This window comes from Klebsiella sp. HMSC16A12 (genome assembly GCF_001808265.1).
GTDB classification, from domain to species: Bacteria; Pseudomonadota; Gammaproteobacteria; order Enterobacterales; family Enterobacteriaceae; genus Klebsiella; species Klebsiella pneumoniae.
The window spans coordinates 1-25906 of sequence record NZ_KV792531.1; the positions used below are offsets into that span (position 1 = coordinate 1).

A 25906-nucleotide genomic window follows, 5' to 3' on the forward strand; every position below is an offset into this window, starting at 1 on the left:
AGCCAGGGTAAGTCCTGTTTCCGGCGTTCTTCTGATTCCGTTATAAATCTTTCCAGTCAGGTAATTTATTCACCTTTCGGCGCCACAGATGAAACAACGCCATCGTCAGGCCAAATAACACGCCGGCGATAAGACTGATTTTACAAGCGAACAGGGGGGACATCCCCTGGGCCCGCCACACCATCCAGTACATCCACAGCCCGTATCCGACGGAGAAAGAGGCTGTCATCACGCCAAAAACCTGCCAGAGCGGAGCAAACGGCAGAGGGGGAATCTTTATCCCCAGCCGCCACAGCAGGCGTATCAGAAGCGGTGCATAATTGCTTTTCCACATCTTACGGCTGGCCATTATCGCCAGCGCCTTTTGTTTCCGCGCTTCAAAATCCATTTCCTCTCCCCGATTGTATTCAGTCAGCAGACTGGCTCCGCATACGCTCCGTTCGCAGGAGTTCTTTCATCATGCGCTCACTGGCGTACTGCGCTTCCTCTGCGGTGACGGTCGCGACGGCATTCCCCTGCAGATCATAGCGGGAGGCCCCCACCTTCATCCGGGACAGATAGCCCGCAGACCGGGTCAGACTCTTCAGGCACTTGATCACCTGTTTATGCGACAGCGGCAGGTCGCGCTTCACAATATCGGCAAACAGCTGTTCGCGCATGCCCGTTACCAGCAGACGGGGGGAGTTTCCGTCGAACAGCTGTGGCCAGAATGCCTTCAGCGTCATAATGGCCTGTTCCGGCGGCAGCAGGCGAAGATAACGCACCGGAGGTGGCGTCTTTACCGCTTTAACCGGCACCGGCGCAGCGTTGCGCGCGGCGGCTTCGGCCGCTTGTTTAACCTTCTCAAGTTTCTCTTTTTTTGCCTTCCAGGCCGGCGGGGACGAGACCACCACGACCTTCTTTCGGCGCACCACACCAGGAGCAGGGGTTGCCTCTGCGGGGGCCGTACTGTTCTCCGCCGGTTTTCGTTTCAGGCTCAGTACAGGGCGTTTTTCTTCACTCATAAGGGGCCATATCAATAAAAGCTACAGGTCTGTGCTATACGATACGCTAACGGTATCATCGTTTCACCTCGCAATGCAGTGGACACAACGATGATGTCCCCTTTGTCACGTTTACGGGCAATGTGCCCGCCCCCCGGACCTGTGTCCGGTTTTTTTTTACATCGTGACGACAATACCGAGTACCGCCAGGTGCACCGCATAGAACATCACGAAGAACTGCCGCGGCCAGAAGCGTTTCACACGTTCTCCGGCAGATGAGCACACCATCAGCGTCAGCAGCGCAATCGCCAGCCCGGCCACTGATTCACTCACGTCATGCATATTCATCAGCAACACCATGAGGGCCCACAGCACCCCGTATCCCAGCCGTTCCTGTGCATGCTGTGCGCGACAAAGCAGCCAGCTGGCGGTGAGCATGCCCACTCCGGCCATGCCGTAGCTGGCGGTTGACAGGGGTATCCAGGCGACCAGCAGTCCAGCCGCCGGGAGGGTGTAATACCAGGACGGCTGGCTGACCCACCGCAGGACCTGGCCCGTGACGGCAAAGGCAAACAGAATATTCCCGGAATACCACGGGTACCCGATGAGCATAAACGACACCTGGGCGACCAGCGCCCAGCCCCACAGGCTGTTCAGCTGCGACTGGCGTATTTCCGCGTGCCGGGCCAGATTCATTCCCCATGCCAGACCGAACAGCGGAAAACAGCCCCGTCCCAGCAGGCGCATCACTTCATTGTTTCCGGCCAGCAGTAAGCCGGTGTGGTCAGTCACCATCAGTACCAGTGCGACCGTTTTAATCATATCCGTTTGTCCCGGTGCCCAGGTCAGCAGGCGATGAAGCCAGCGGTCTGTCGCACCTGGAAATGTGTGTTGTGCTCTCATGTTTTTTTCCTTTTAGCGCTCCGGCAGACTGCCCGATTTTAATCGGGGAGGCTGCCGGAGCAGACAAGCCGCAGGCGCGTCAGTCGCCCCCGAGGGTTTTCTCGCGGTTAAGGTCACGAACCATGTCCCGCTCCACAGCCTGCAGACGCTCACGCTGCAGACGTTCTGAGGCCACCTGTTGAATCGCCTCCTCCTGGCGCCGGAACTGAGGATCATCCGGTAGCGTCGTTTTCTCCGTACCCGGCCGGTCACGCTCCAGTCCGCGAATGACGTCCCCGATAACCTCTTTCACCCGGTCCGCCGGCTCGCCGGCTTTACGCGCCTCCCCGGCCATTTCCCGGGCAGTCTGTTCCGCCTTTTTTTCCATTTCCCGGCGCTGCTGCTCTTCTGCCGCCCGCTGTGCCAGTACCTCTGGCGGGAGGATAATGTCAGCCCCGGCCTGCGGTACCGGAGCCACCGGCGCCGGTTCAGCCCATACCCGCCCACCGGTCATGGCCCCGGGGTTCCAGGGGCGGTCATCACCGGCCAGCCGCACCACCACCCCCGTATCGGGATTGTCGCGGGCCATTCTGACGCCATCCCCCATATTCCCGGCCAGCAGGCTTTCTCCGTTGCGGCTGTTCTGCAGCGCCACGAACCGGGCGTCTTCATTGCCCATAATTCGTCCCTCTCCGCCGATAGCCTCCAGCCGTCCGTCCCGATCGGTCAGCGGGCTGAGCCAGATACCGGCGGCTTTCCCGTTTTTATCAAATGCCGGCAGCGCCACATGCGGCTGAGGGTACTTTTTCCCCGGAGAAATGAATTTTCCTGGTGAACTTCCCTGTGCCAGACCGGACTGCTGCAGGGCTGCCCGGCCCGCGGCGGTTTCATCCAGTGGCCTTGCCCGCCCGAACAGCAGATCGGCTGTTTTCACCGCCCGGTCGTTACGGGGTTCAAGAATATCGTGCGCCGTCGCTTTCTCAGGTGAATTCTTGATGGCCTTTATCCAGCCCTCACGGTTGTCGGTGTAGACCTGAACATGCTGTTTCATGCGGGATAAAGCCACATAGGCAGACTCAAAGCTGGCCATCTGTTCCCGACCACCGGCCACCCCTTCCAGCGCGATGGCATACGGTTCGCTGGCCCCCTGGGCACCGTGGGCGGTGATGGCGTAGGCGAGGTCGATATGCTGCTGTGCCTGCTCCGCCTTCGGGGTCAGCGTACGGGTGATTTTGCCATCAGACAGCGTGACACTGTCACCCGAAACAAACTGCACTTCCCAGATACTGTTGGCCACATAGCCGCGCTCCGGGTCACTTTTGCTGAAGCGCATTCGGTCCCCCTGAGACACGGTGATCTTTTCCTGACGATAGAGCGTGACGCCTTCTGCCGATGCCTCCCGGGGTGAGATAAATCGCTCCTTTCCTTCACTGTCTGTCAGGGTGATCAGCTGATTATCCTTATCCACCTTGCTGATACGGTGGTATACGTTATCAACCAGCGCCACCGCCTCCTTGTGAGCCGTCCAGGTCGACAGTTTGCGCAGTTCACCGTCACGGATGTTACTCGTGACCAGCACCGGCAGGGTGATTTCCTCTTTGCCGGTTTCCCCGTTCTCCCGCCGTGCGTCATGGATCAGACTGTTCAGCGCCAGCCGGTCCTTATTCAGATGGGTGATCACCAGCGTCTGCGACTGTGCCTCCGGGGTCCGTCCGGTATAGTCCTTCACCAGCGCCTCGTAGAGCGTCGCGGGCGGACCTTCCGGCAGGGTTTTCCCCTCGCTCAGCGCCTTTTCTATCGCCTTTTCCTGCTTTGGCGTGAATTCCACCACAGAACTGCCCGGCGCCCATGAGCCTTCTTTTCTCGGCACCTGCTCCGGCGTGACCTGCTCGATGGTGGTCAGGGCGCGGTGCACATCCCGCTCAATCAGGCTGTAGACCGCCGGTCGCAGCTCAGGCATCTGACGTACAATCTCTTTCATGATGGCAACGTCGGCGGCGCTGCGCTGCTGCATCAACCTGAACGGCTGGCCCGGCGCGATGGGCTGCAGCTGGTCGTTATCCCCACTGGACACCGCCCGTCCACCGCCGGCGACGATGAGGGAGTGGGCTTTTGCCATATCGGCCAGCCCCACCATTGAGCTCTCGTCGAGCAGGAACAGGGTGTTGCTGAAATCGGGTGTCTGGCCATTGCGCTGCAGCAGCTGCGTGTCGTGGAGGAACGATGCCGTCGTGCGCGCATCCACGCCAGCACTCTGCATTTCCCCGACCGCGCGATGCGTCGGCGCCAGACCGATGACGCGCGGACGGGTCTCTTCCGGCAGCAGACTGATGGCACTCATGACTGCCCGGAACTGGGTGGTTTTCCCCACCCCGGCATACCCCTGAACCACCGTGAACCGGTCCGTGCTTTCCAGAATCATCCGGGTCGCCGCCCGCTGTCCGGCGGTCAGGTCCGTCATCAGACTGGCCGGCACGCGGTCCATCAGGGGGGCCACCGCGTCTTTACCTTCCAGCACGTGGGTCAGGATGCTTTTTTCGGCGTCCCAGGTCTGACGGGAAATCAGCAGGTCATTGCCGTAGCCGTGCGCCACCGGTACATTCAGCAACTGCCCCGACCTGATTTGTGCCTGGATGGTCGTGTCGATGTCCGCCATCGAAACCTTCCCGCCCCCGGTTTCCATTGCCGTCGCCAGCAGCTGGGGCCGGGAGAAGGTCAGGTCCTGGCTCTCAAGCAGCGGGATGGCCAGGTGAATGGCCTGTTCTGCCGGGGTATGCAGCCCGGCCTTCTGCTGCGCAATGGCCGCATCCAGGTCCGTCTCGCCGGATCGGGACTTCAGCTGCTCTGAGACCACGCTGAACGCGGTATGCCGCGACAGCTTCTCCGTCGTACGCGCCGCATCCTGCGCCGAGTACAGCCGGAGATGACTTCCGCTCTGCGCCAGCTGGTTGAGGGTGGCGTTATCCAGCTCACGCTGCGTCACCGACGCAAAGACCGTTGCCGTCTCGCTAACCGACCTGCCGGGACTTTCCACCCAGCCGTGGCCGATTTTAATACCGTCAAACACGCCCGCGCCCACGGCCAGGGTCTGCGTGGTTTTCTGCCCCGGCCGCTGTACCGTCAGCTGCCCTTCCTCCACTTTCATCACCGTGATGCTTTCCCCGCCCTTCAGGCGTGTGTCCGGTATCTTCCCGAGCACCGCCAGACGTTCCCCCTCTGCCACCGGCAGTGTATCTGCCCGGAACAGCGTCCACTGGCTGTCGACCGCGGAAACCTTCAGATCCAGACGGACCCCATCCCGGTCTTTCAGGGTCAGCATATTGCTGCTCGCGGTCACCCGGTCAATGACAAAGCGATCGTGCGTCCGGTTCTCCGGATCCCAGCGTTCCATCACCATCCCCTCCCGGTAATAATCCCGCACGCCCCGGCTTTTACTGTCCAGCCACACCGGCGTCAGGGCTGTAATGGTCGTGTCTTTCTCACCCAGCACCCCCTCCTGTCTGAGGGAGTCACGGATAAGGCCGTTGAGTACGCTCTGTTCACGCGTCCCGCTGATTTGGGCCACGCTTTCCTGCCCTTCACGTACGCTGACAGCAAACTCCTGTGCCAGCCGGCTGTAGCGTGCTCTTTTATCCGGTTCACTGATGATGTCGGCTGTGGTCTGTTGGCCCCCCTGCCAGCGATACGTATTCACGCCGCTGTCCTTCAGCACCGTCAGCGCACTGCCGGTCCCGCTGCGCTTCCCGCTGTCTGAGAGCAGGACCTGCACGTTATGGCGCATCGCGCCATCGAGCAGGGAAATCGTTTCCTTCAGGCTCAGCTTCTCCGCCTGATCCACGATGAGTGTTCCGCCCGGAATAAACGCCGTCCCGTCCTGCAGGGCGGATTTACCGGTCACCGTTTCCCCGGCCAGACGCACATCACCGGCGAGAAAATCACGTGAGCGGTTATCGGCCGCCAGGATATGGACGTCACGCCCCTGCTCCCGGGCCATCAGGGTTAACTCGGCCACCCGCTCCCGCTGGCCGGTTGCACCGCCCTGACCGGAAACAATACCCATTACCAGGCGATCCTGCGCCAGCACGCTGACGGCATCGCTGAAAGGGACCTGGCGCACCACAGACGCATCGGGCGTGACGGAGACATGATTCTGGCGCTGTACCTCCTGACTCAGGGCTTTGACGGCGAGTTCATCGAGAACGTGGATGTTTGAGGTGAACAGGCCTTTCTCGCGATCGAGAGGGATAAGCTGCTCCCGTTCAATGGCGGCATCGATGCCCTTTCTCGCCAGATCAAACACACCGTCCTTCGCCTCCAGCTGGCCGACCGTGCGTGCCAGCAGGTCGGCATACGTGAATTGCACCTTGCGGTCGCTGAGACCGGCAATCGCTTTCGTCACCACATCCGTGATATCCGGACCGTCAGTGTTCACCGGCGCGGCAGGTGCACGGGCCAGCTCTGCGGCTCGCGCATCGGCGGCCTCACGGTACCCCCGGATGTCAAACCCGGTCTCCTTCAGCGTGTTCATCCACTCCACCATCTTCTCTGCCGGATCGATGGCTTCTTTCGACTTGCGGGTATCGAGCGCGGCCACATCCCGTGACTTCAGGGAGGCATCGGGTCCTGCAGCCTCCCTGACCTCCTGAGACCGGGTGGAGAAGGGTTCCACAGGGACCCCTTTCATCTCCCACATCCCGTGTTTGCCCACGACTTCCGTCTCATAGCCAAGCTTCTCAACCAGGGGTTTGAACGCCTCCCGGTAAAGCTTCCCGAACGCTATCTGGTTCGCGTACACGTTCTCGATAAAACCTGTTTTACCGATCTTATCTGTGCCGAGAGACTGCCATTTGTCCCCGTTCTGCGTGGCGTTAATGACGACGGCATGGGTGTGTATCTGAGGTTCCTGGTTACGGTTCGTGTCGTGGTTGAATTTCGCCACAATCAGATTTCCGGTCAGCACCGTTTCGCTTTTACCGTCCGTCATGACACGGGTCGCGGCCAGCGTCTCCAGTTGCCGCACCGCTTCGGTTACCGCCTGGTTGTGGGCATCGATAAGGCGTTTATCGCCGCCCAGCATCGCCATGACCGACACGCTTTTGGGGGCCGAGAAGGTCAGGTCATAACCGGGCCGGTGCCTGTTGGCGCCGTCCTGTATCCGGGTCAGGTCGCTGCCATCCGGCAGCTTCCCTTTCAGCAGTTCCGTAAACAGCGCCTTATCCACGGCTTTCCCGTCGATCCCCAGCGCCTCAGCCCCCTTACCCTGCCAGCGTTCGTCCATGCTCCCTATGACGTAGTAATTATCCTTATCCGTATAGTAATTACCGGCACTGCCCGCCGATTTAACGGAGCCAATCGACATCATCAGAAGTTCCCCCCAATCTCGACATTATCCTGTTCATCGTGGCGGTGGCTGTGGTTGATATTGACCTCTTCACGCCGCTGCATATCCCGCTGTGTCTGCTCATCTGCCAGCCAGGCGTCATACGCCTGCATGTCCTCGATGACACCGTCCTCGTTCATGCCGGCCGGCAGCATGTCCTGTCCCTGTTCCGCAGACTGCTGCGCCAGCTCCTGTTCTGTCCCGCCTGCAGCTGCAGCAGGGGTACCGGCAGAGGATACTGTTGCGGCTGCAGCGGCAGCAGCGGCTGCTTTTGGCTTGATCAACGGTACGGTCGTGAGCCGCAGGGCGGAAGGCTCCGTTGATCTGACGGAAGGTTCCTCTGCCGGCATCTTCGTTGTCGGCGGCGCTTTTACCGGTGCCGGAGATACTGTCATGTCTGCTGGCGCAGGCTGACTGACCGGCTCAGGTTGTTCACCGGCGTGACTGTTTGTATCAGCGGGCCCGGATGCCGGCGCATCCGGCGTGAAAAGTGCCCTGGCAAGACTGCCTTCAGCTTCCCGCGCTTCAAGCAACGCACTGAGCCGCGCATCCACCCGCGCATCGAGAGTGCGAGGAATAAATCCCTCGGCAATTTTCGGACGCGGTTTGTATTTGAGGGCCAGTTTCACGGCCGGATACGGCCCGGGCAGCGTGACATAGCAGGACAGGTCAGGCAGCGTCTGAATATCGGAGTAACTGACCAGCGTTTCCCGCTCTTTTTCTTTCCCGGTCGATACACCATCACGCACCGGGTCAGCACCATAAGAATACTGCTCGCTGGCCTTGAGGATTTCCTTCTCACCAATTTCACCGGCAGCAAACTCCGCAATCTCCTTACTCGGGGAGCGGAAGAAGGCCCGGGTGTTCATCACGTCAAAGAGCGTGGCGGCAGGCTTGACGCCATAGATATCTTCCAGCTGGGCATAGGACTGAATACCGAACACATAACAACCACCAAATTTACGCGCCTCCGGGAGGATTTCGACCAGGTCCGGCAGCTTGTGCAGCGTGGGGAGCTCGTCGGCGAAAATCCACACGCGCCGGTTACGGTTCTCCCCCATCGCCAGCAGGCCGCGGATAGCAATTGACAGCCACATCGAGATAACCGGCTTCAGGGAAGCATGGGTGTCAGCGTTGGAGGAGATAAACAGCCAGCCATTGGGTCGGTCCTCACGGACACCGCGCATCCAGTCCCGGATAGTGAACGGCTCGCCGTTCTTCTCAATGCCCTGCAGGTAGCGAATAGCCTTGACGTAGTTGGTCAGCACGGCACGAATGGAGATGGCCGTTTTCTCAATTTTCTCTTCAACCAGGTTCGCTGCCGGCGTGTTCTGCAGATAGGCGCGCAGCTTGTCGATTTTAATGGACAGCATGGTATCGACCAGCTTCTCGTAGCTGCGATCCTTGTCTTCACGCATCAGGTACGCGCCTTCGGCAAAGATAGTGCGACCGGAGCCCTGCCAGAACGGGTCTTCTTTGGTACCCATCGGGATAAGGGTGTTGGAGATGTTGTCGAAGTCCGGCAGCGTCAGGCACTCTTTCCACAAATCCCAGGCCGCGCAGCGCGAATCCAGCGGGTTGAGGATTTTATCCAGTGACGGGTCATAATAGCTTTTGACGAACTCACAGGAGCGATCATAAATGATGGCCATATCGCCACGTGCACGCACGTAGTTCAGTAGCCGGCGGATCACTTCTGATTTACCGGAACCCACGGTACCGTGGAGGCAGAAGTTCTGGATTTCGGAGTTTTTAAGAATAGGCAGATCGCCAATTTTAATATCAGAGGCCATACCATCACGCTTCATCTGGCGGGCCACTTCTTTGGGCTTATCGGAAAGCTGGCGCCCGCCGGTATTCTCATCCTCACTCTGCTGTTTCCCCTGGCGGCCCAGCACCCAGCTGGCGATGAAGAACGTCACGATACAGATAACAAGAGAAACCACGGCAGCAAAGACGAAACTGGTCCACAGCTGCTCTCCGCACCAGATAGTATATTTATCGGCCAGGATTTGTTCTGAGGTATATTCCAGCGACTGACCGTAATACTGAATGGTGTATACCGGCTGGGAACGAATAATATCGCGCATCGGACCCAGCGTCGTACACCACCAGTATACGCAGCCGTTCACAAAGGTTTGCCAGCTAAGCCTATACATCAGCATCAGCCCGCACAGTACCCAGAATAAAATAAACAGCACGTAGAAAATAATATTGGCAATCTGACCAAACATGCGAAAGCGCATATTGGCGATCTGACCGCCCTGCGTCATATCTTTGGCATTGAAACTCATGGCACTAATCCGTCAGTAAATTATTAGGGTCGGAAGGACAAATTAATCAGTGAAAACAGACCTCACGGGGTTGCAGGGAATAAGCCTCCCCCATAGCAGGGTGTGGATAAATATCGCCAGGCATCAGTTTATGTGTTTCAAGAGACCTGACAGGTTCAGATATTGCCATAAATAACCTCTATTCAAATAAAGACGAAAAGATTCCGCCGAAGGCGGCAACGCCTCACAGATGCACAAATAAATTGCGCAACTGTTCACCGTTCAGATCTGGAATTCATAGATTATTTGACGAATTAATTATGACACACCAGAAAGGGGATCCCAGTATGGCCCGGGGACCGGGCCGTGGAATAGAAAGCTTACAGAATATTAGCGATCGATTTTGCCAGCTGGTCTTCAAGAACAGGCTGGGCTTCAGGGAACTTGAGGTTAACTTTATTAGCGTTAGAGACGACGCGAGTCTGGTATTTGTGCTGATTACCCGTTTCAGTACTTGTCTGCACTTTTGCGCCGGATGTTCCCTGACGTAATACGGCCACGTTATCAGTCTGAACCTGAGTTTTGGTTCTTTCCGCGATCTGAACATCGGTGATCATGGTGTAGTTCACATCTTCCACCATCGCGTCAGCAGCCATACCAACCAGACCGGCTGCAAGTCCTACACCCAGAGTCGCCCCTGCAGAACTGGAGTTGTAAGCGGTAATCCCTGCCCCAAGCGCGGCGCCAGTCACTGCGCCTTCATAACCCCGGCTTAACCAGCCCTGAGACTCACGAAGGTCCATTTTATCGGCCTTGAGCACGTTCGCCTGGATCCAGTAGCCCGCCGTATCCGGGTTACTGACGACCTGATATCCCTTTGAAGTGACGGCGCTGGCAATTTTTGCCTGCAGGCCACTCATATCCTTATCAGAGGTATTTTTGATTTGCAGATAAACCGTCTTATTATTTGAAGGTTCCAGCCAGATTGTTTCGCTCATCTGGGTTTTTACTTCCAGATTTCTCTTTTTAATAGCGGTTCCCATTGCACTACATCCAGACAACGCCAGCGCAGAGCTGACAACCATAACAGTCATCAATTTATTTAATTGCATACAAATTTCTTGTGCCATAATCATTATGAGACATACACATTCCATTTCTGCATCCAGAATGCGCAGTTACTATATCCAACTTTTTATTTGAGTGGAAATTTATTAAAATTAATGCACTAATAATTTCGTATATGTATTTTTAGCCTACCAACTAACCACCATAATTGATAGGCCAAATTTGAGGGGGGCATTTTTTAAAACCAGCCACTCTCGCTGCTGAGTTTTAGTGGTCAAATTGACTTAATCATTTGTTAATGATTCCGATCTATACCATACACGTTTCCTGCAACGTCTACATTTTCAATCATAGGAAGCCCACTCGCAGGATTAATATCATGGGTATTTATAGATATCTCATTTCCATATGGCCCCATAGCACTGCTACATGTACTATTAGGTTGGTCGAGGTTGACTGAACCGTCAGAACAATGCTCAAGCTGATAACTCATAAACTCCCGCTCGGAGAGCATTTCCTTGTATGGTAAGGTTGTCAATGATTGTGTTCTCCCGACATAATTCCTGCCGATCCCATTTTCGAATGCACTTTCATTATCATTACTAAATTTCACAGATGCAAACTTTAGTGCTTTATTCATAATCCAAAGTGGGTATAAAACAATACTTATCAAACAGGCAATGGGATTAACAATACAACAGACTCCGGTCAGAACAAGATAAAGATTATTAACATCAGGCACTGGGCGTTTTGTTTTCGCACCAACTTTAATGAAAACATATTTGAACACCAACAACCACATCGCGGATGCTACAACTATAAAAATAGTCTCTGATACTCGCCATCCTGCTAATAGGCACGATATACCCTGAATAAGTAGCAAAGCAATCATTTTCATATTTTACTTTCCTCCCCCCTTAGTTAGGGCTTATGCTTCCGCTCAAATTCCTGGGCCTTAGCTAGGAGTTCGTCTCTTGTATCCGCTCCAGGAAGTGCTCTCTGTTCAGCCTTTTTGTCATTGTATTCTTTCTCAAATTTATTTCCTTCCAAATTATGGTGGTTTTCCAGACGAGTGTGTTCATTCTGAACATCATCCTCCTGCTTATGTATGCTATCTTGCCTATCCTTATGAGCTTGCTGGTTTTCGCTAACCATGTGTTCAACCGATTGGTGAACATCATTTTTGATACCTGCATTTTTGGTCATCTCATCGATACTATCACCGTGAGAGTTGTAGTCCGCATATACTGTACCGCTTCCTTTACCTTCAGAAACTGATGGCATATTTGCGCCAATGTTTCTTCTGCCCTCCTGGTACGCCTCATCAACTTTAGGTTCAACCTGTTGTTTCACAAATTCACGAGCCAGTTGCTCCCTTTGGGCAGCGATTTCAGGTGAAGACGTGTCAGTAAGAATAGCTTCAGCATTTTGTGGGGCATTTTTCTGTACGAAATTAGCAAATTGTTGAGTCAGGTTTTCGTTCATCTGGCCGCTCATGCTTTCTGTTCGTGAGGCCATCTCACTATACTCATGGCTACGTGTTTTGCTCGTCGTGTACTGGTCATAGCTATTTTTCGCACTGGCCAAAGAGGCGGAAAATTGATCAACCCGAGAAGATGCATTGTTATCAGTGATGTTTCCAGACTGGCTTGATTTCTGGTTGATGAAGTAATCAGAAGACTCTCTGAAGTCTTTAACTGCCTGACTGCTGGTATCATGATTGTCAGCATTAGATTGGCGTCCTGACTCAGTAGTATTGTCTTGAGATCCAGAACTTGCTGTCCCTCTCGCCGACATCCTCCCACCGAATTCAGCTTTACCGCCATTACCAAAGAGCTCGAATCCAACACCACCTCTGGCTCCTACATAAGCCTCGCCAGAAACATCACCTCTCACTGACTTGTCCATAAGCTGGCCGAATGCTTCATCACGGCTAATATGGTTAGCTTTAGCATACGAATCTACAGCATTCATCATCTTGCTTCTGGCCATCGAATCCTGCGAAGACTCGGTAGTATCGGCCCCGGTCGTTGTTGATGCACTGTTCCCTTTATTGGTGCCAAATTGCTGCAGACTATTCCAGGCACTTGTCACGCTGCTGTTATAGCCATGCAGCGCACTTTCGGCCTGGACATCAGACTCACGGGCCATCTGTTGCTGCGCACTGGCTATCTGACGACCGACGTTGATATCCACCGGCAGTTTTGACATTGCACCACCACTGTCCCAGACCATCGAGCCATCCCGCGTCTGCGTGCTCATGCCTCCATTCGCCAGCTGCCGCGACATCTGTCCGAAACTGGTTGTGCTGTTGGTACCCCAGCTGTAGCCGCTGACGTTCTCCATCTGCATGTTGGCAAACGAGTAATTGCCGTCCACCACGCCGGAGGCAGCCTGCGATGTTGCACTGAGACCCGATGAAGAAAAATGGCTGTAGGCACTGGAGAAGGCTGCTCCCATGCTCTTCACGATCCCCCACGACAAAGGCGGTATCATCACGGCAATATAGCCCGCGGTGGTCGCAATATCCGAGTTTTTGAGCTGAACCTGCGACAACTCAGAGAGAACGACTGGGACGCCATTTTGCTTCGCATAGTAGGCCATTGCGCTGTTCAGGATGGCGAACAGTAATGGCCACGTCTGCAGCCAGATAAGCGCAAACACATACCCCTTTAGCACCTGCAGCGTCATCATATTAAACATGGCGGCCATCACCATGATCGGGAACATCCCAATCATTATCCCCATGATAACGGTCTGCATCAGCGGAAGTGTGCGAAGCGCCTGGTGCCCCATTGTGGCCTGTGCCAGCCGCTGCTTTTCAAGGGATGATGTGTTAGCCATATTGACCAGACTGGCGGTGTCCCCGCTGCGGGCCGCATAACTCTGGATCCCACTGCGCAGGGCGTTCATCGTGACGTTCTGGCGGATAATCTGCCCGGCGCTCTGTCCCGAGCTGTAGAAGTAATTGTAGCTGTCGCCAATCATCTGGCTGAAAAGCAGATCGGGATTAGGTTTGCCGCCAAACAACTGACGAACATAGTAGTTCCAGGTTTTACCGCCTGTCTGAGTATCCAGCGCGAGAGCCGATTTCAGATCCCGTGAGGCCTCCTCGCATGTCTGGAACTGGTTGTTTTTGTCAAACACGCCACGCAGTGGACTCGGGTTTGCAAAAATCAGGGTATACGGATCAGGTGAATTCAGTAATTCCTCAAAAGAGTACTTATGATTGAGGAAAATATCGCCCATCACACAGTTTTGTACGTAATCGGAAAACAGCGTCGTAATCTGAGGATTTTGTGACAAAAAATCCGTACTTTTCGCGACCAGATTACTGCCAAATAACATCCCCGTTTTACTGTACGTGACACTGTCCGGCAGAGCGAAGACCATCTCATAACTCTGGATAAGCGCGTTTCCTACCCGTGTTGTCAGCGACGCCGGAATCGCCAGACCAATAGGCACATTATCGACTTCATAGACCTGCGCAACGTTACTGTAATCGATGATCTGCACAGGGGTACGAATGACAACCAGCATAGAGACCAGGGTGAGGGAAAAGACCCAGCCAATAAGGTCCATTACGTTGTGTTTTTTTACCCAGTTCCCCGCCACAATGAGTACCGAGATGGCGATACACATCTTTTCTATAGTCGACCATGTGCTGGTCCCCATAAACGCCGCAATCGCGTTCAGGTTGCCCCGTAACCAGTCGCCGCCAGCAATGGCATATATCTCAAGCATTACAGATTCCCCCCAAAATGATAGTTATTCTGGTAGCGGGTCATCATGCGGGCAGAGACCTGCTGGCGCATGTAACTCATTTGTCTGTCAACCACAAGCAAGGCGTCCTGCTGAACCTGAACACGGGACTGAAAAGCGGCAATCTGGACACTCGCCTGATTGAGGTTTTCCATGATCATATCCATTGTCGACTGGGGATAATTACCGGTTGAAATCATCGCCCGGGCCTGCTGGATAAGTTCCTGAATGTACTGCAGCAGGATGTCGTAGCCGATATAGTCCGTCAGCTGGTAAATAAGTGAGTTAGACACCCCGAGCATCTGCGGATCGACCAGGTATTTGAATACCGGAATGGTGGTGCTGGAGATAAACCCTTTCTCCTGATCCGTCAGTTTTTCATCAGCCACCGCTTTATTCTGGATACTGCTTAACAAAGCGGAAATCTGGCTTTTTAGCGCTTTATTGGAAGTGATGGTCACGGTCGCATCAGCAACGACCTTAAGACACTTATCCGAATCATTGCAGTGGTAGATTTTAGCCGTGCCGCCCTCCATCATGGCTCTAATCAGATCCTGGTCAGTGGTGCGTGCCGGCAGCGGCGTGATTTCACTGTTCTCCCCGAAAATCAGCGTACCGGTGAGCGTCATGATGAATTCCTTCAGCTCCTTATTGCCGTCGAAGAGCCGGTTCTTCGATAAGGCATTCCACATGATGTTGATGTTTTTCATCACACGTTCTTTGTCTTTATCGCTGGCCTTATCCTGGACGCTGTCCATCTTGCCGCCCACCGTACAACCCTGGCGCGAGGCGGCCCAGTCCGAAAAGATATTGCTTTCACCGGCAATGTCCTGGCAGACCTTTTGTTGAGCGACCTGGGTACGAGGAAACAGGCCACCCACAATTCCCTGAGCAGCCTGGCAGGAACTGAGGTTCATGCTGTTCATGTCAGTGGCCATCTTTTGAAGGAAGTCCTTTGCGGTTTTAATCTCCGGTACCGTGGTTTGCAAAGCGAGATCAAAAAAGTACCCCGCGGCGTTGCTCATGATTTGTTTTGCGAACCTCTGCAGCTGCTCGCTGTTGATATAGCTGAATGACCCTAGATAGGCATCAATCCCTCCGCAGCCGGCATTAATATCAGGGAGCGTCATGCTGACCAGCTGGATCGTTTTCACCTGCGTTCTGGCATACAGCGAACCGCCGGAGGCGTAACCCGCAGCCTGTCCCTGCCAGACCTGCGGCTGGCTGGTATTGGACGCAAAGCCCAGCTTATTGAAGAAGTTGTTCATATCGCCATTTACGTCGGCGGCGGCGCTAAATGACAGGCCAAGCACGGCACCGCAGAAGAGTGACAGAAGTTTAATTCGCATCCAGTCCTCCATTACGCACAGCATTCTTTTTAACTCTGTCATTTCTCAGAATAAAAAGGGTCTTCAGGTGATAACTGAAAAAATTGCGGATCGCTAATGTCACTCCGGCAACAAAGAACCCCACCCCAACAGCAATCAGCGCATAAGGGATGGCGTACATCATAATATTCCACAGGTCTTTTACTCGCAGGTCGCCGCTGGCTATCCAGTCATCCACGCAGAGATTAAATAAAAATCTCATTATCCATAACAGCAGAGCACCTGCAGTGAGAAACACAATGAATAATTCCAGATAGATTTCCAGACGCCTTTCCCGGTGGATAAATTCCGGCTTCAGTTGTTCAATTTTTTCGGCTGCTGTCTGCCCGGAGTCCTTTAAACTTGCTGGAAATAAAAACGCGTACAGTCCCGTCGAACGTATATATTTGTTCATGGCTATTTTCCTTAATCACTTGCTAAGACCGGATATAACAGAGGCTAATGCATCATCTGAAATACCGTATCCACTCTGGCCATAAAGCCCTGTGCATCCGTGGCGCCCTGCAGGATCGGGTACGCTGCCAGCGTGTTTACGTTCACCAGAAACGTAGTCGGGGTCGCCACCGGGATATTGGGGAAAAAGGTCTGCATCACGTCAGGAGGCGCCGGCAGCGCTTCCGGAAACGCGTCATCACCCTGTCCGTCAATGGTGTAAGAGAACACGGAGAAGCCATACTGTCCGGCCAGCTGCTTCAGCACCGGGTCAAATTTATGACAGTAGGGACAGTGTCCCTGCATGAACAGCACCACTTTCCAGTCGCGCAGGTCCACCTGCTTTCCGTTGCTGAGTCGTAACCAGCGTGGCTGAGATGCCCCGCTCACCGCCTGGGGAGTGTCGCTCTGCGGGGAGGCCGTTTCAGTACCGGAGATACCCCGCGGATCCCAGAGCGACTTCACCTCATCGAGCGTTCCCGCATGTGCCATCCCGGCCAGTGCAAGGGAAAGAGCCAGTGCCGCCAGCGGCGTCTTAGCGAGGTTCATCAGGCTGTTTTTCACAGGCTTTCTCCTCTTTTTCGGCTTCAGCAATCAGGGCGTTAAGAATGCGGTATCCCCCGAACACCACCATTCCTAATCCCAGAATTTCAGCGGCCTGCACGGCCATTTCAGGCTGTTTTCTGACAAGCCTGGCTATCAGGTGGAAAAACACGCCCACGGCCAGCACCCACATCCCGGTGATATCTAAATCCGGAAAACGAATATTTCGCATGACACACTCCTTAGAAATTCGGTTTAAAGTCGCTGGAGACATAGAGGAACTGTTTCGCCAGGTCGTCCTGACTGATAAAGCCGTAACTGAGAGGCTTCACCTGGCCACTTTTCGGGTTAACCAGCATCATCGCGGGGAAGAACTTCACGCCAAGCTGCTCTGCCTGGCCCTGGTCCGTCCGGCTATCGGGCAGCATGGGGTTAATCACTCCGTCAACCGACACCGGTATCACGCTCAGGCCATAGGTTTCGCGAAAATTTTTAATCACCTGGACCAGCTGGCCATCGATCGCTTCCCGGCCCCGGTAGAAGAACATCACGCCGTAGTGCTGTGCGAGGGTGGAGATAGCCTGTCGCTGTTCGGCATAGTCGGCAGCGAGCTGGTTTTTTACCGTGCCGTTGTAGTAGCTGTGCTGCAGGTTGTAATCGAGTTCGGGGTTTTCCAGCATCGCTTTCTTCGCACTCATCGAGAACAAACCTGCCTGCTGCGTCCAGTAGTTCTGCAGCCGGAAATACTTAACGAAGTTTTCAGACGATGGATACAGAATGGCTTCGTACAACGACCGTTTGGTGGCCGCCTGGAGTGTGGCGAGTTTCTCCAGAATATCCATTTGCGGCGGTGGTGCCGCTGGTGCGGCTTTCCTTTCCTCATCATGGGGCTTAAGTTTCTCGTTGTACCACTGCCAGCCCGCGTCTTTGGCGAAAGCCGGCATCAGGGCGCAGCAAAGGCATCCCGCCAGCATGGCGGCATGTATTGTTCGCATGGCAAATACCCTTTTATGAATTATTGCGACTGGCGTGACAGATGCTGATAGACACTGTATTTATCGAGCTGGCGCTGTATCTTTCCTGCATCATCACGGGCTTCAAAGCGGTAACCGCTGCAGTACAGAGGCAGATGATTTATCTGAAGGTCCACCCGCTCCCCGTCCCTGACCACCCACGCGGCCTGAGAAACAGTGTCGCACTGGATCCCCCAGGCCCGGTTGGTGGTCATAAATGCGTTAACCTGTCTGTCCCGCCACAGGCTGTACGACATAATGTTGACCAGGAAAAAGACAAACACCCCGACAAAAACCATGACCAGCCCGTAGGCTTTTTTCTCTTCCATGAACACTCCTGTCTGTTTTGCTGATTAAAGCGGTGACGCCCGTCTTTATGGCTGTAATCGTCTTGCTATAATCGTGAGAACAAAAATAAACAATAAAGATCTAACAATTACGAACCCAGCATCGCTCGTTAATAACGTTGCCATGTTAATTATCAACAGAACAGGAATAAGGATTACCCCTGCTAACCTGAACCAATCTTTAAACTTATTAAACCTGCGCACCGTCTTCATTCTTCCTCCGTCTTTTTCCGTAACAACGCGGCAAGCGAACTAAAAAAGAGATAGCTCACGAACCAGAAAAAACCAACCGCAACAATAAAAACCACACTCTCGACATAATCATTCCCCGACGTCCCTTTGACGGCATCCCAGGAGAAATAAATCACCGGAGAAATAATGATTATTGTCAGCGTTAATCTCAGGACAAAATCAATGGCAGGCTGTTTGTGAAAATTAATTTTCATGATTATCGGTCTCTTTATTAGTCAGCATGGTTTATTGCGCGGATTGCTGACTCATGATTTCCTTAATTCGTTCCTTGGTCTTATTGGTGAGAACATCGTTTTCCGGTATTTTTTGATTTTTCATCAGGTCGTCCATAAAGTTGGTGAAATCAAGCTTGTTAAAATCAATCCCCTGGAGTTCCGCGGTGGTAATGCCCCGACAGTCAGGACTGCTGGCGCCGCCAAAACCGATATGCAGCTGACCGTTTCTTCCCTGCTGCTGAACGATCTGCGCCAGTTTTGAGTCGAACTGGCAATAGCTCCTTTTTTTCTCCAGGCAAATACCCAGAACTTTTTTAGAGCAGAATTCCCCGATACTGACCGTCAGCTTGTCTTTTTTCGCTTTGGCCAGCGCCTTTTCCTCGCTGCTGCAGCGTGCCAGCCCCACATCCTGGCCCCAGCCGCTGTCTTTGCAGCAGTTACTGAAGCCGGCAGCAAATTTCTTACAGAACTTCGCTTTTCCGGTGAAGGCCCGGACATCCACCCCGTTCAGTGCCGCGACGTCCTTCCCCGCGGCTGCCAGTGCCGCCAGCTCAGATACCGCCTGCCCAAAGTCATTGCTCTTCCCGGACGTGGCTTTGTCACATTCACCATCAAGGCAGAAGACATCACCGCCGCAGATCATTTGCTTGCCACTCGTCCTGGTTTCGCAGGAATACGTTGCATATTCATGCAGGCACGTGCCTTCCTCGCTGGAGAAGGCGCACTGGCGGGATGACAGAGTACAGGCCGTATTTTTCATCAGGATTTCACAGGAGCCGCTGTCCGCCGGCTGCGTGAGCCAGGTATCCTTATATTTCCAGCAGGCTTCCGTGAACGAGTAATCCCTGCCTCCGAGGGTGATGGTTCGCGTTCCTCCCGGACTGATACATTCCTCCCCCGTTTTTTTTCCTTCATCCTTACTGAACGGACAGCTTTCAACCCAGACGACTTCAGGTGCGTAGACGGTTTCGGTTTCTTCCATCACCAGGGTGACCGTGACCTGTACGGGTTTCTGGCTACCCGATGATACGGTCCGTGATGTTTTGCTTACTGAAAAGTTCTGCCCTGCAGTAACCGCTTTGTCCACACCAAACGACTGATGAATCTTCCCCTTCCCGTCATAGGTATATTTCGTACAATGCGTGTTCTGACCGCCTGAACACATCGATTCTGAACGTGGCCAGCTGATCACATCTATGGGGAACGTTCGTTCAAAGAGGGTCAGGCTTTCACTGACTGCACTCTTGCAGCTATCCCGCACCTTCCCTTCGGAATCGCATTCTTCAATCCAGGGGATCACCAGAGGCTCACCATCCACCGAGGCATTCAGCAGACGACCGTTGGTCGGGATCGTCAGGTTGCCACTCCATTGCCGGGTACTCCGGGCATAATTCAGCGTCACCACCTGCTGATAGGTTCGGTTAACTTTCTGCGTGGTGGCGTTATCCTTCAGGGTCGCTTCCCGTGTGCAAAAATTTTCCACCTGCAGATCACGTTCGCAGGTATGGTTTGTGAACTCGCTGCGGTTCACAACCTGGGCGGTACAGGACTGTCCGGTATCACCGACAATGCTGTCGGCACGGGATTCTGTATCCTTTGCGGCCTGAATAAACGGCGCATCCTGAGATATCTGATCCGGTGGCCGGTTCGTGAACGACTCAGTAATCGCTTTGCCGGTATCTCCCTGGCTGAACTCCAGGGCTGAATCGCTTTTCAGAGAGCTGTCTCCGCTGGCAGTGACGCCGCCATAGTATTTTGTCTGATCAGGGCTGTCGGTATACCCCGGCAGGTTTTGCTCACCACTGAAATTTTTCAGTGAGTTCAGACCATTGCCCTGCACCTGTTTCGCAAAATCCGAACCAGCTTTATAGTCGCTTCCACTGTCAGCACAGGCGGGGGATGCCAGCCAGATAAAGGCGCTCAGGACAAAAAAATGCGCAGTCAGTACGGAAATAACCGTCTTCATTTCTGCCCTCCCTCATCCCTCACCATTTCCGGTAACGCTATGAAGTACGGTCTGTCTTTCATGGCTGGCTCCCGGCGGCATTCGAGGGCGCATCAAGCATCTGCCGGGCCACCTGTGCACAGTCACCGGTTTGTGCGACTTTCTCCAGCGCCTGTTTGACGTGAATGTTACCGCGTACCACGTCATATCCGGCCTGACACCGTACCACCAGAGACGGCACACTCCGGATGCTGTACTGCGTATATAGTGTCGGGTCGATCTGCACGCCGTCGGTCACGCCATCCTTCACCAGCTGCAGCACCGCGTCAGTGGTGGTCTTCATGTCGTTATTGACGAGCCCACGCAGTGTCGCCGGAATGCCGTACTGCCGGGTTTCGTGCAGCATCCGCTTCAGCCCCTCTTCAGGTATCGAGAAGGAGACAAAGTACAGCGCCCCTTCTGCTGGCTTTTCCTGATTCGCCGCTTTCTGCTGGCTGACCAGATTATCGATAAACTGGCGGTCTGATTTGGGCAGAGGATTACGGTTGATTTGCGCCTCAAGCTCCTGCTGCAGCTGTTTATCCGGATGCTGGCGCAGCTGTTCGCTGAGGTTCTCCTGCTGCTTCAGCCATTCTCTGTCTGTAACAGAGGAGGTTTCAGCCAACACTGCTCGTCCGGTCAGCAAAAGCATGACCATAAACAGATTCATTAATTTCATGAGAGACTCCTGTCAGAGAAAGACACAATTGCGTTTACGCCACATCAGATAGCCATAGTTCTTACGGGTGTTGGGTGGATTTTTACCGGCCTCCCAGCGCATCACGCTGCGCCCCACGGGATGGCATTGGCCGCTGTCCGGGTACATGTTCACCATCTGATAGCGCCAGCGCTCTTTGGGGATGATCGGGGACGGATACTCATAGCAGACCGCCTTGTCCTTCCCGATGCTCTCCATAATTTGTCCCTGCCGGTGAAGCTTGTACGCCATGCGCTCGCTGACAAGTAACGAGGACTGCAGCGGACTGGACTCGTTGCTTACCCAGCCGCTAAACGGGTACATCGAACCCTGAGAGCCGGCACACCAGAACAGAATATCGAGTGGCATATGAAACGCGCTGGCCATAGCGTCAGCCGCGCACGCCCCCTGTGCGATGGGGTTGGCAAACAGGATGGCTTCCGGATTCAGAATGGTGGTGAGGCTGCTGTCCACCCAGGTCGGGTCAATCTCGGACAGATAGGCTATATCCATGTCTCCGCCTTCCAGACAGCCTGCGGAGGTGATGATGTTCAGCCAGTAGGTCAGCGGGTACTTGTACCAGTGAACGTGATAAAAAGCGCCGTTCACCTGCTTGTCGTCCTTTCTCGCGGTCCCCATACCGGTCTTGCCGAGATTGATACTGAAGCCCCCCAGATTGACCATACAGCCAGGCGAACGGCTGACGTCCGTCATGGCCATCGGCTCCCAGTACCCGATGGCCAGGCCGGGGCGAACAAAAATCGGTGGCGGCGCCGGACACAGCTGCAGGGGACTACCCGGATTGCTGGTATCAGGCAGATCGCCTTTACCAACCTGCACGCTGCCGAGTGATAAAGGAAATATGCAGCGCCAGCACACATCGGTGATCGGGTTAACAAACCGGCCCTCACAGGAGGGATCAGCAGCCGCACTGAGGCTGTACCCCCACAACATCAGGGCACTCAGGAAAAGCGTCAGGGTTTTCACAGAAACATCCTTATTTTACAGGGAAGGTCTCAATATTCAGGCGTTCACCGGATGGCGCCGGCGTGATCCGCGCCGGGACCGCCGTCAGGCCAAATCGCTTGCTCAGTACGCCGTTCTGGTCGAAATAGATCCGGCTGTCCAGCGCTGCGGAGGTGTCCGGGATACTGCCGCGCACCAGGATAATTTTGCTCATCAGGGTTTCCGGCACCTGACGCTTCATCCAGGCCAGCTGGTCGGCATCGTCTCCATTGATGAAGTACAGGGTCTGGACAAACGGTACGGTTTTAAGCGGGTTCACCACATCGCCCTTGCGGGCAAACACCCGCCCCTCATTGTCCTTCAGGTCTTCGGTCAGGCGGATGCTGGGATCAAACCAGCGCTGCTCGTATTTCTCCGCACGCTTAATGCCCTCCACCGGTGCCGGGCGCTGACTGTTCTCGATAACCCGCTGCTTAAACGCATCCATCGTCTGGTCCCACTGGCCAGAGGATTGCAGTGACTGCAGACGCTGCGTGATGAGCTGCAGCATGTCCTGCTCCCGGACTGGCCATAAATCCCCCCAGGTACCGAGATCAGCCGCCTGAGTCAGCGGCGATACCAGGCAGGCGGCGAGCAGACAGTCTTTCAGTCGTATCATTACTGTTCTCCTTTCATCCGGCGGGCAATGTCGTGCTGGATGTTGCGGGTCACATCGGGCGCGCCCTGAACCACGGCAGGTGAAACCAGAATGACCACATGATGCTGCCGCTGATACTCCGCCAGACTCTTCTCCAGCGCGTCGTTAAACCGGTCAGAGAGCGCTTTTGACTGCGCTTCTGTCAGCTGCTTCTGACTGACACTGTCCATAAAGCTGTCGAGCGTCTTCTTCATATCAAAAGCCACCACCCGCGGCGTGGAGTACTCCAGAACCACACGTGAGAGAAACGCGCTGGTTGCCAGGGCGAAAAGCACGAGAGCAACGATGACAGATATCCGGCGAAAGGTATGAGAGGTCGTACTGACCGGTTGTTCGGTGTTGTTTTTCATCACTGTTTATCCTCCATGTCATTCACCGGTATTCGGGATTCAAGCTCAGCCATTTCGTCTTTAAAGTTGCGGCACGCCAGTCCGTATACCGCATCGTGGATATCGACCCCCTCCTGCCGGCGCGCTTGCATGTACTCAAAATCCGGGCCTCTGGAGGAGTACATCGCCCGGCTGAGCGGGTCGACGAACAGGCGGTGCCAGGAGCAGTTCGCTTCCACCTGCAGCATAAAAGAGGAGAACCACTGCTCTTTGGCCGAACCGAAGCCGTTAATCATGTCTTTCTCCAGCTTGCTGAACTGATCCGGGTACAGCTGGTTATACTTGGCAAATTCCTTCGCTGACTGCTTCAGAATGGCCTTGTACGATGAGTTCCCCCACGCTGCACGTGCGGCGCTGGAGGCGGTCGGGGAGTCGAAGTCGACGATGTTCTGCGTGATGGTGATGTATGCGCCGGTATGTCGACGCGCAGTACGGTAGCCTTTCTCGATAAACTGCCCCACTTTTTCATTCTTGAAATCAAGGAGCTTCCATCCTTCATCGATGACGTTCAGTTTTTTCAGGCCACGCGGTGACTGATACATCCTGTTCTCGATGTAAATAATCAATGAAAACATCACAGCGATAAGCAGAGAGGGCCGCGACTCCAGGCCACCGAGTTCCAGTACCACCATCCGGGCATCATCGTGGAGTGTTGGTTTATCTGAGTTGAAATAGTCCCCGTAGATCCCATTCACCGTGTACTGATCGAGCAGGATTATCATCTCGTCCAGACGGCCCCGGATTGTCGGGGAATCAGCATATTCATCGCTGTCCTTCGCGTCCTGTAAAAACTGCACTACGTCATCAACGCGAGCCTGATTACGTTTGCTTAACCAGGCCGCCTGAACTGCCTGCAGAAGCAGGCCTTCATGGACTTCATCGAGGTTGCCGTTCGGACTGGCCATCACCGACATCTGATCGCGTATACGTTCTGCTGACATGTCGAAGTGAGCATCATCCAGCACGTTGGCGAACGGGTTAAACTTGAGGGTATCGCCATCGAGATATACGCCCCCCATGTTTTCACACAGGGACTTATAGCCATCGCCCATATCGAACACCCAGGCAAACCCGCCGGAGTCGAGCACACTGCGAATGAGGGGCTGAATCAGACCGGTTTTACCCGCCCCGGACGTCCCGCAGACCGCCATGTTGAAATTGGTATTGTTCATTCCCTCGTAGAACAGGTCGATGAACGCCAGCTGGTTTCGGTAGGTGGGCGCCAGGAGTCCCGCCGGCGCCAGCGGGCTGTCAGCGACGATCGGCAGGAGGTTAGCCACCTGGAACGTCTCCGCCCGCTTAACCACGCCTGCCGCCTGCAGCTCTTTAAACAGACCCTCACCACACTTGAACGGCATCATGGCCAGAAAGTTACGCAGGTGATGGTAGCGGGCCGGGATAAGCTGGAAACCGCCTTTACGGTAGCTGTTGAGCACCTGCTGTTCAGCGGCGAGAGAGGCCTCTGTGCTGTCTGCGGTGTACGTGGTGATATTAAAGAAATAGGACACCAGGGAGGTCTGGTTGGTCGACAGTCGCTGGCGGATATCGCCCCACTCCTGCATTTCCTTTATCACGTTCGGAAAGTACTTCGCGTAGGAGGTTTTGCTTTTCTTCTCCACGTCCATGAACTTCAGGTTGGCTTCGTTCTGGGTCTTCACCTGGTCCTCCACCATCAGCGTCAGCGTGATGACAAAGGGGCAGGAAATGGAGAGCTCCGGGTTAAGCAGGTTGGCGTAGTTGTCCGCAGCGGTCCAGAGGAAGGCCATTTCCGGATCACTCTCCAGATGGTAGCTCGTCACCCGGGTCACGCACTCTTTCCCGTCGCGCCCCAGGCGGCCAATTTTCAGATGACCGGCGGTGACCTGCATATCAAAGCTGTCATCGACACACTGATAGTTCAGATCCTGATAGGGGTCCAGCTTATACGGTACGCGGTACATTTCGTGCGGGTCCGGGTTTATCAGCTCACGCATCAGTTCGACCAGCCCGGCAGCATCAAGGATACGCGTCGGAATATAGGCACCGCCCAGTGACGCCCGCAGGATTTTTATCTGGTTCTCCATCTCGACAATTTGCGTGGTGGAGTTCTTCTTCCTGGGTACGCAGCAGGAGATGTACACGCGGTAGTTACGCAGCGTCAGTGGCAAATCCAGATCAGGAGGCAGGGGGAACTTCGTCTCCGCTGCCCGGAGGTAGTAGGCCTGGGTAATGGCGTTAAACTTCTTAGCCTGTTTACCACTCCAGCGGAATTCACGCAGACCATAGTCGATATCATTGCCGACCAGTTTGCTGGAGACCAGATGAAAACTGACCGGGACGCCCCGGGGAAGTTTGCTGCGCAGTAAATGCTCCAGTGTGGCGACGATACTTTTATCCGCACCGGGTAAAGGACGCGCCTCAAACATAAAACCGACGGTTTTGTTATTAATAAACAGACCGGTCGCGGAATCATAATCCTTATAGGGCAGAATACGGCTGAACTGGGGGAAATTCATGCTGCCCAGCGTGTCATTGGCTTTAGCGGATTCGTCGGGCAGCTTCAGTGCTGATACGAGTGAATTCACAGCCTGGGTGACGGTATCAATGATGTTATTACTCATGCGGTCGTTCCTTTAAAAGCATTTCAAAACAACAA

General features: G+C 54.5%; 22 protein-coding genes and 1 pseudogene. All 23 read right to left on the reverse strand.

The annotated features are described in order from the left end of the window. Positions 1–40: 40 nt before the first annotated feature. The 23 genes and pseudogenes from HMPREF3140_RS02235 to traC all read right to left on the reverse strand — a co-directional run bounded on the left by HMPREF3140_RS02235 (position 41) and on the right by traC (position 25871). Positions 41–388, reverse strand: a complete 348-nt coding sequence (locus tag HMPREF3140_RS02235) for a DUF6404 family protein (protein ID WP_023317518.1) — start codon at positions 386–388, stop codon at positions 41–43. 19 nt (positions 389–407) lie between these two features. Beyond that, positions 408–1004, reverse strand: coding sequence for a fertility inhibition protein FinO (locus HMPREF3140_RS02240; RefSeq protein WP_048235019.1), 597 nt, complete (start codon positions 1002–1004; stop codon positions 408–410). A gap of 156 nt (positions 1005–1160) precedes the next feature. Then, a complete protein-coding gene (traX, locus tag HMPREF3140_RS02245) occupies positions 1161–1886 on the reverse strand; it encodes a type-F conjugative transfer system pilin acetylase TraX (protein WP_004206764.1) in 726 nt (241 codons plus the stop codon). 79 nt (positions 1887–1965) lie between these two features. Continuing rightward, positions 1966–7227, reverse strand: coding sequence for a conjugative transfer relaxase/helicase TraI (gene traI, locus HMPREF3140_RS02250; RefSeq protein WP_070552830.1), 5262 nt, complete (start codon positions 7225–7227; stop codon positions 1966–1968). Next, complete coding sequence (traD, locus tag HMPREF3140_RS02255; RefSeq protein WP_048235023.1) at positions 7227–9539, reverse strand: type IV conjugative transfer system coupling protein TraD; 2313 nt, start codon at positions 9537–9539, stop codon at positions 7227–7229. The genes traI and traD overlap by 1 nt, the downstream gene beginning before the upstream one ends. Before the next feature lie 55 nt (positions 9540–9594). After that, a pseudogene (locus HMPREF3140_RS29180) lies at positions 9595–9708 on the reverse strand (hypothetical protein); the annotation flags it as partial. Positions 9709–9898: 190 nt separating this feature from the next. Then, the gene (gene traT / locus HMPREF3140_RS02260; protein WP_032415736.1) at positions 9899–10630 is read right to left on the reverse strand and encodes a conjugal transfer complement resistance protein TraT; all 732 of its coding nucleotides are present in this window, start codon (positions 10628–10630) and stop codon (positions 9899–9901) included. Between the two features lie 251 nt (positions 10631–10881). Then, the gene (locus HMPREF3140_RS02265; RefSeq protein ID WP_023280878.1) at positions 10882–11484 is read right to left on the reverse strand and encodes a hypothetical protein; all 603 of its coding nucleotides are present in this window, start codon (positions 11482–11484) and stop codon (positions 10882–10884) included. 23 nt (positions 11485–11507) lie between these two features. After that, a complete protein-coding gene (traG, locus tag HMPREF3140_RS02270; protein ID WP_023320108.1) occupies positions 11508–14330 on the reverse strand; it encodes a conjugal transfer mating-pair stabilization protein TraG in 2823 nt (940 codons plus the stop codon). Beyond that, positions 14330–15709, reverse strand: coding sequence for a conjugal transfer pilus assembly protein TraH (gene traH, locus HMPREF3140_RS02275; RefSeq protein ID WP_011977731.1), 1380 nt, complete (start codon positions 15707–15709; stop codon positions 14330–14332). The genes traG and traH overlap by 1 nt, the downstream gene beginning before the upstream one ends. Continuing rightward, positions 15687–16130, reverse strand: a complete 444-nt coding sequence (gene trbF / locus HMPREF3140_RS02280) for an F-type conjugal transfer protein TrbF (protein ID WP_004152679.1) — start codon at positions 16128–16130, stop codon at positions 15687–15689. The genes traH and trbF overlap by 23 nt, the downstream gene beginning before the upstream one ends. A gap of 44 nt (positions 16131–16174) precedes the next feature. After that, positions 16175–16732, reverse strand: coding sequence for a type-F conjugative transfer system pilin assembly thiol-disulfide isomerase TrbB (gene trbB, locus HMPREF3140_RS02285; protein ID WP_004152678.1), 558 nt, complete (start codon positions 16730–16732; stop codon positions 16175–16177). After that, positions 16704–16943, reverse strand: coding sequence for a type-F conjugative transfer system pilin chaperone TraQ (gene traQ, locus HMPREF3140_RS02290; protein ID WP_032442642.1), 240 nt, complete (start codon positions 16941–16943; stop codon positions 16704–16706). The genes trbB and traQ overlap by 29 nt, the downstream gene beginning before the upstream one ends. Before the next feature lie 10 nt (positions 16944–16953). After that, on the reverse strand, positions 16954–17706 hold the full coding sequence (gene traF / locus HMPREF3140_RS02295; RefSeq protein ID WP_015065637.1) for a type-F conjugative transfer system pilin assembly protein TraF: 753 nt from the start codon (positions 17704–17706) through the stop codon (positions 16954–16956). A 20-nt stretch (positions 17707–17726) separates the two neighbouring features. Then, positions 17727–18053, reverse strand: coding sequence for a hypothetical protein (locus HMPREF3140_RS02300; protein WP_032436744.1), 327 nt, complete (start codon positions 18051–18053; stop codon positions 17727–17729). Between the two features lie 45 nt (positions 18054–18098). Next, positions 18099–18284, reverse strand: coding sequence for a hypothetical protein (locus tag HMPREF3140_RS29540; RefSeq protein ID WP_032436745.1), 186 nt, complete (start codon positions 18282–18284; stop codon positions 18099–18101). Then, positions 18281–18517, reverse strand: coding sequence for a conjugal transfer protein TrbE (gene trbE, locus HMPREF3140_RS02310; protein WP_032436746.1), 237 nt, complete (start codon positions 18515–18517; stop codon positions 18281–18283). Before trbE ends, HMPREF3140_RS29540 begins: the two co-directional genes overlap by 4 nt. A gap of 31 nt (positions 18518–18548) precedes the next feature. Next, a complete protein-coding gene (traN, locus tag HMPREF3140_RS02315) occupies positions 18549–20504 on the reverse strand; it encodes a type-F conjugative transfer system mating-pair stabilization protein TraN (RefSeq protein WP_070552831.1) in 1956 nt (651 codons plus the stop codon). Between the two features lie 58 nt (positions 20505–20562). Further along, complete coding sequence (trbC, locus tag HMPREF3140_RS02320; RefSeq protein WP_015065635.1) at positions 20563–21201, reverse strand: type-F conjugative transfer system pilin assembly protein TrbC; 639 nt, start codon at positions 21199–21201, stop codon at positions 20563–20565. A 12-nt stretch (positions 21202–21213) separates the two neighbouring features. Further along, a complete protein-coding gene (gene traU, locus HMPREF3140_RS02325; protein WP_015065634.1) occupies positions 21214–22173 on the reverse strand; it encodes a conjugal transfer pilus assembly protein TraU in 960 nt (319 codons plus the stop codon). Between the two features lie 43 nt (positions 22174–22216). Next, positions 22217–22843 carry a type-F conjugative transfer system protein TraW gene (traW, locus tag HMPREF3140_RS02330; RefSeq protein WP_004152590.1) on the reverse strand — a complete coding sequence of 209 codons (627 nt, stop codon included), beginning with the start codon at positions 22841–22843 and terminating at the stop codon, positions 22217–22219. Beyond that, positions 22843–23232, reverse strand: coding sequence for a type-F conjugative transfer system protein TrbI (trbI, locus tag HMPREF3140_RS02335; RefSeq protein WP_070552832.1), 390 nt, complete (start codon positions 23230–23232; stop codon positions 22843–22845). Before trbI ends, traW begins: the two co-directional genes overlap by 1 nt. Then, entirely contained in the window at positions 23232–25871 is a 2640-nt protein-coding gene (traC, locus tag HMPREF3140_RS02340; RefSeq protein WP_070552833.1) for a type IV secretion system protein TraC, read from the reverse strand. The genes trbI and traC overlap by 1 nt, the downstream gene beginning before the upstream one ends. Positions 25872–25906 lie beyond the last annotated feature (35 nt).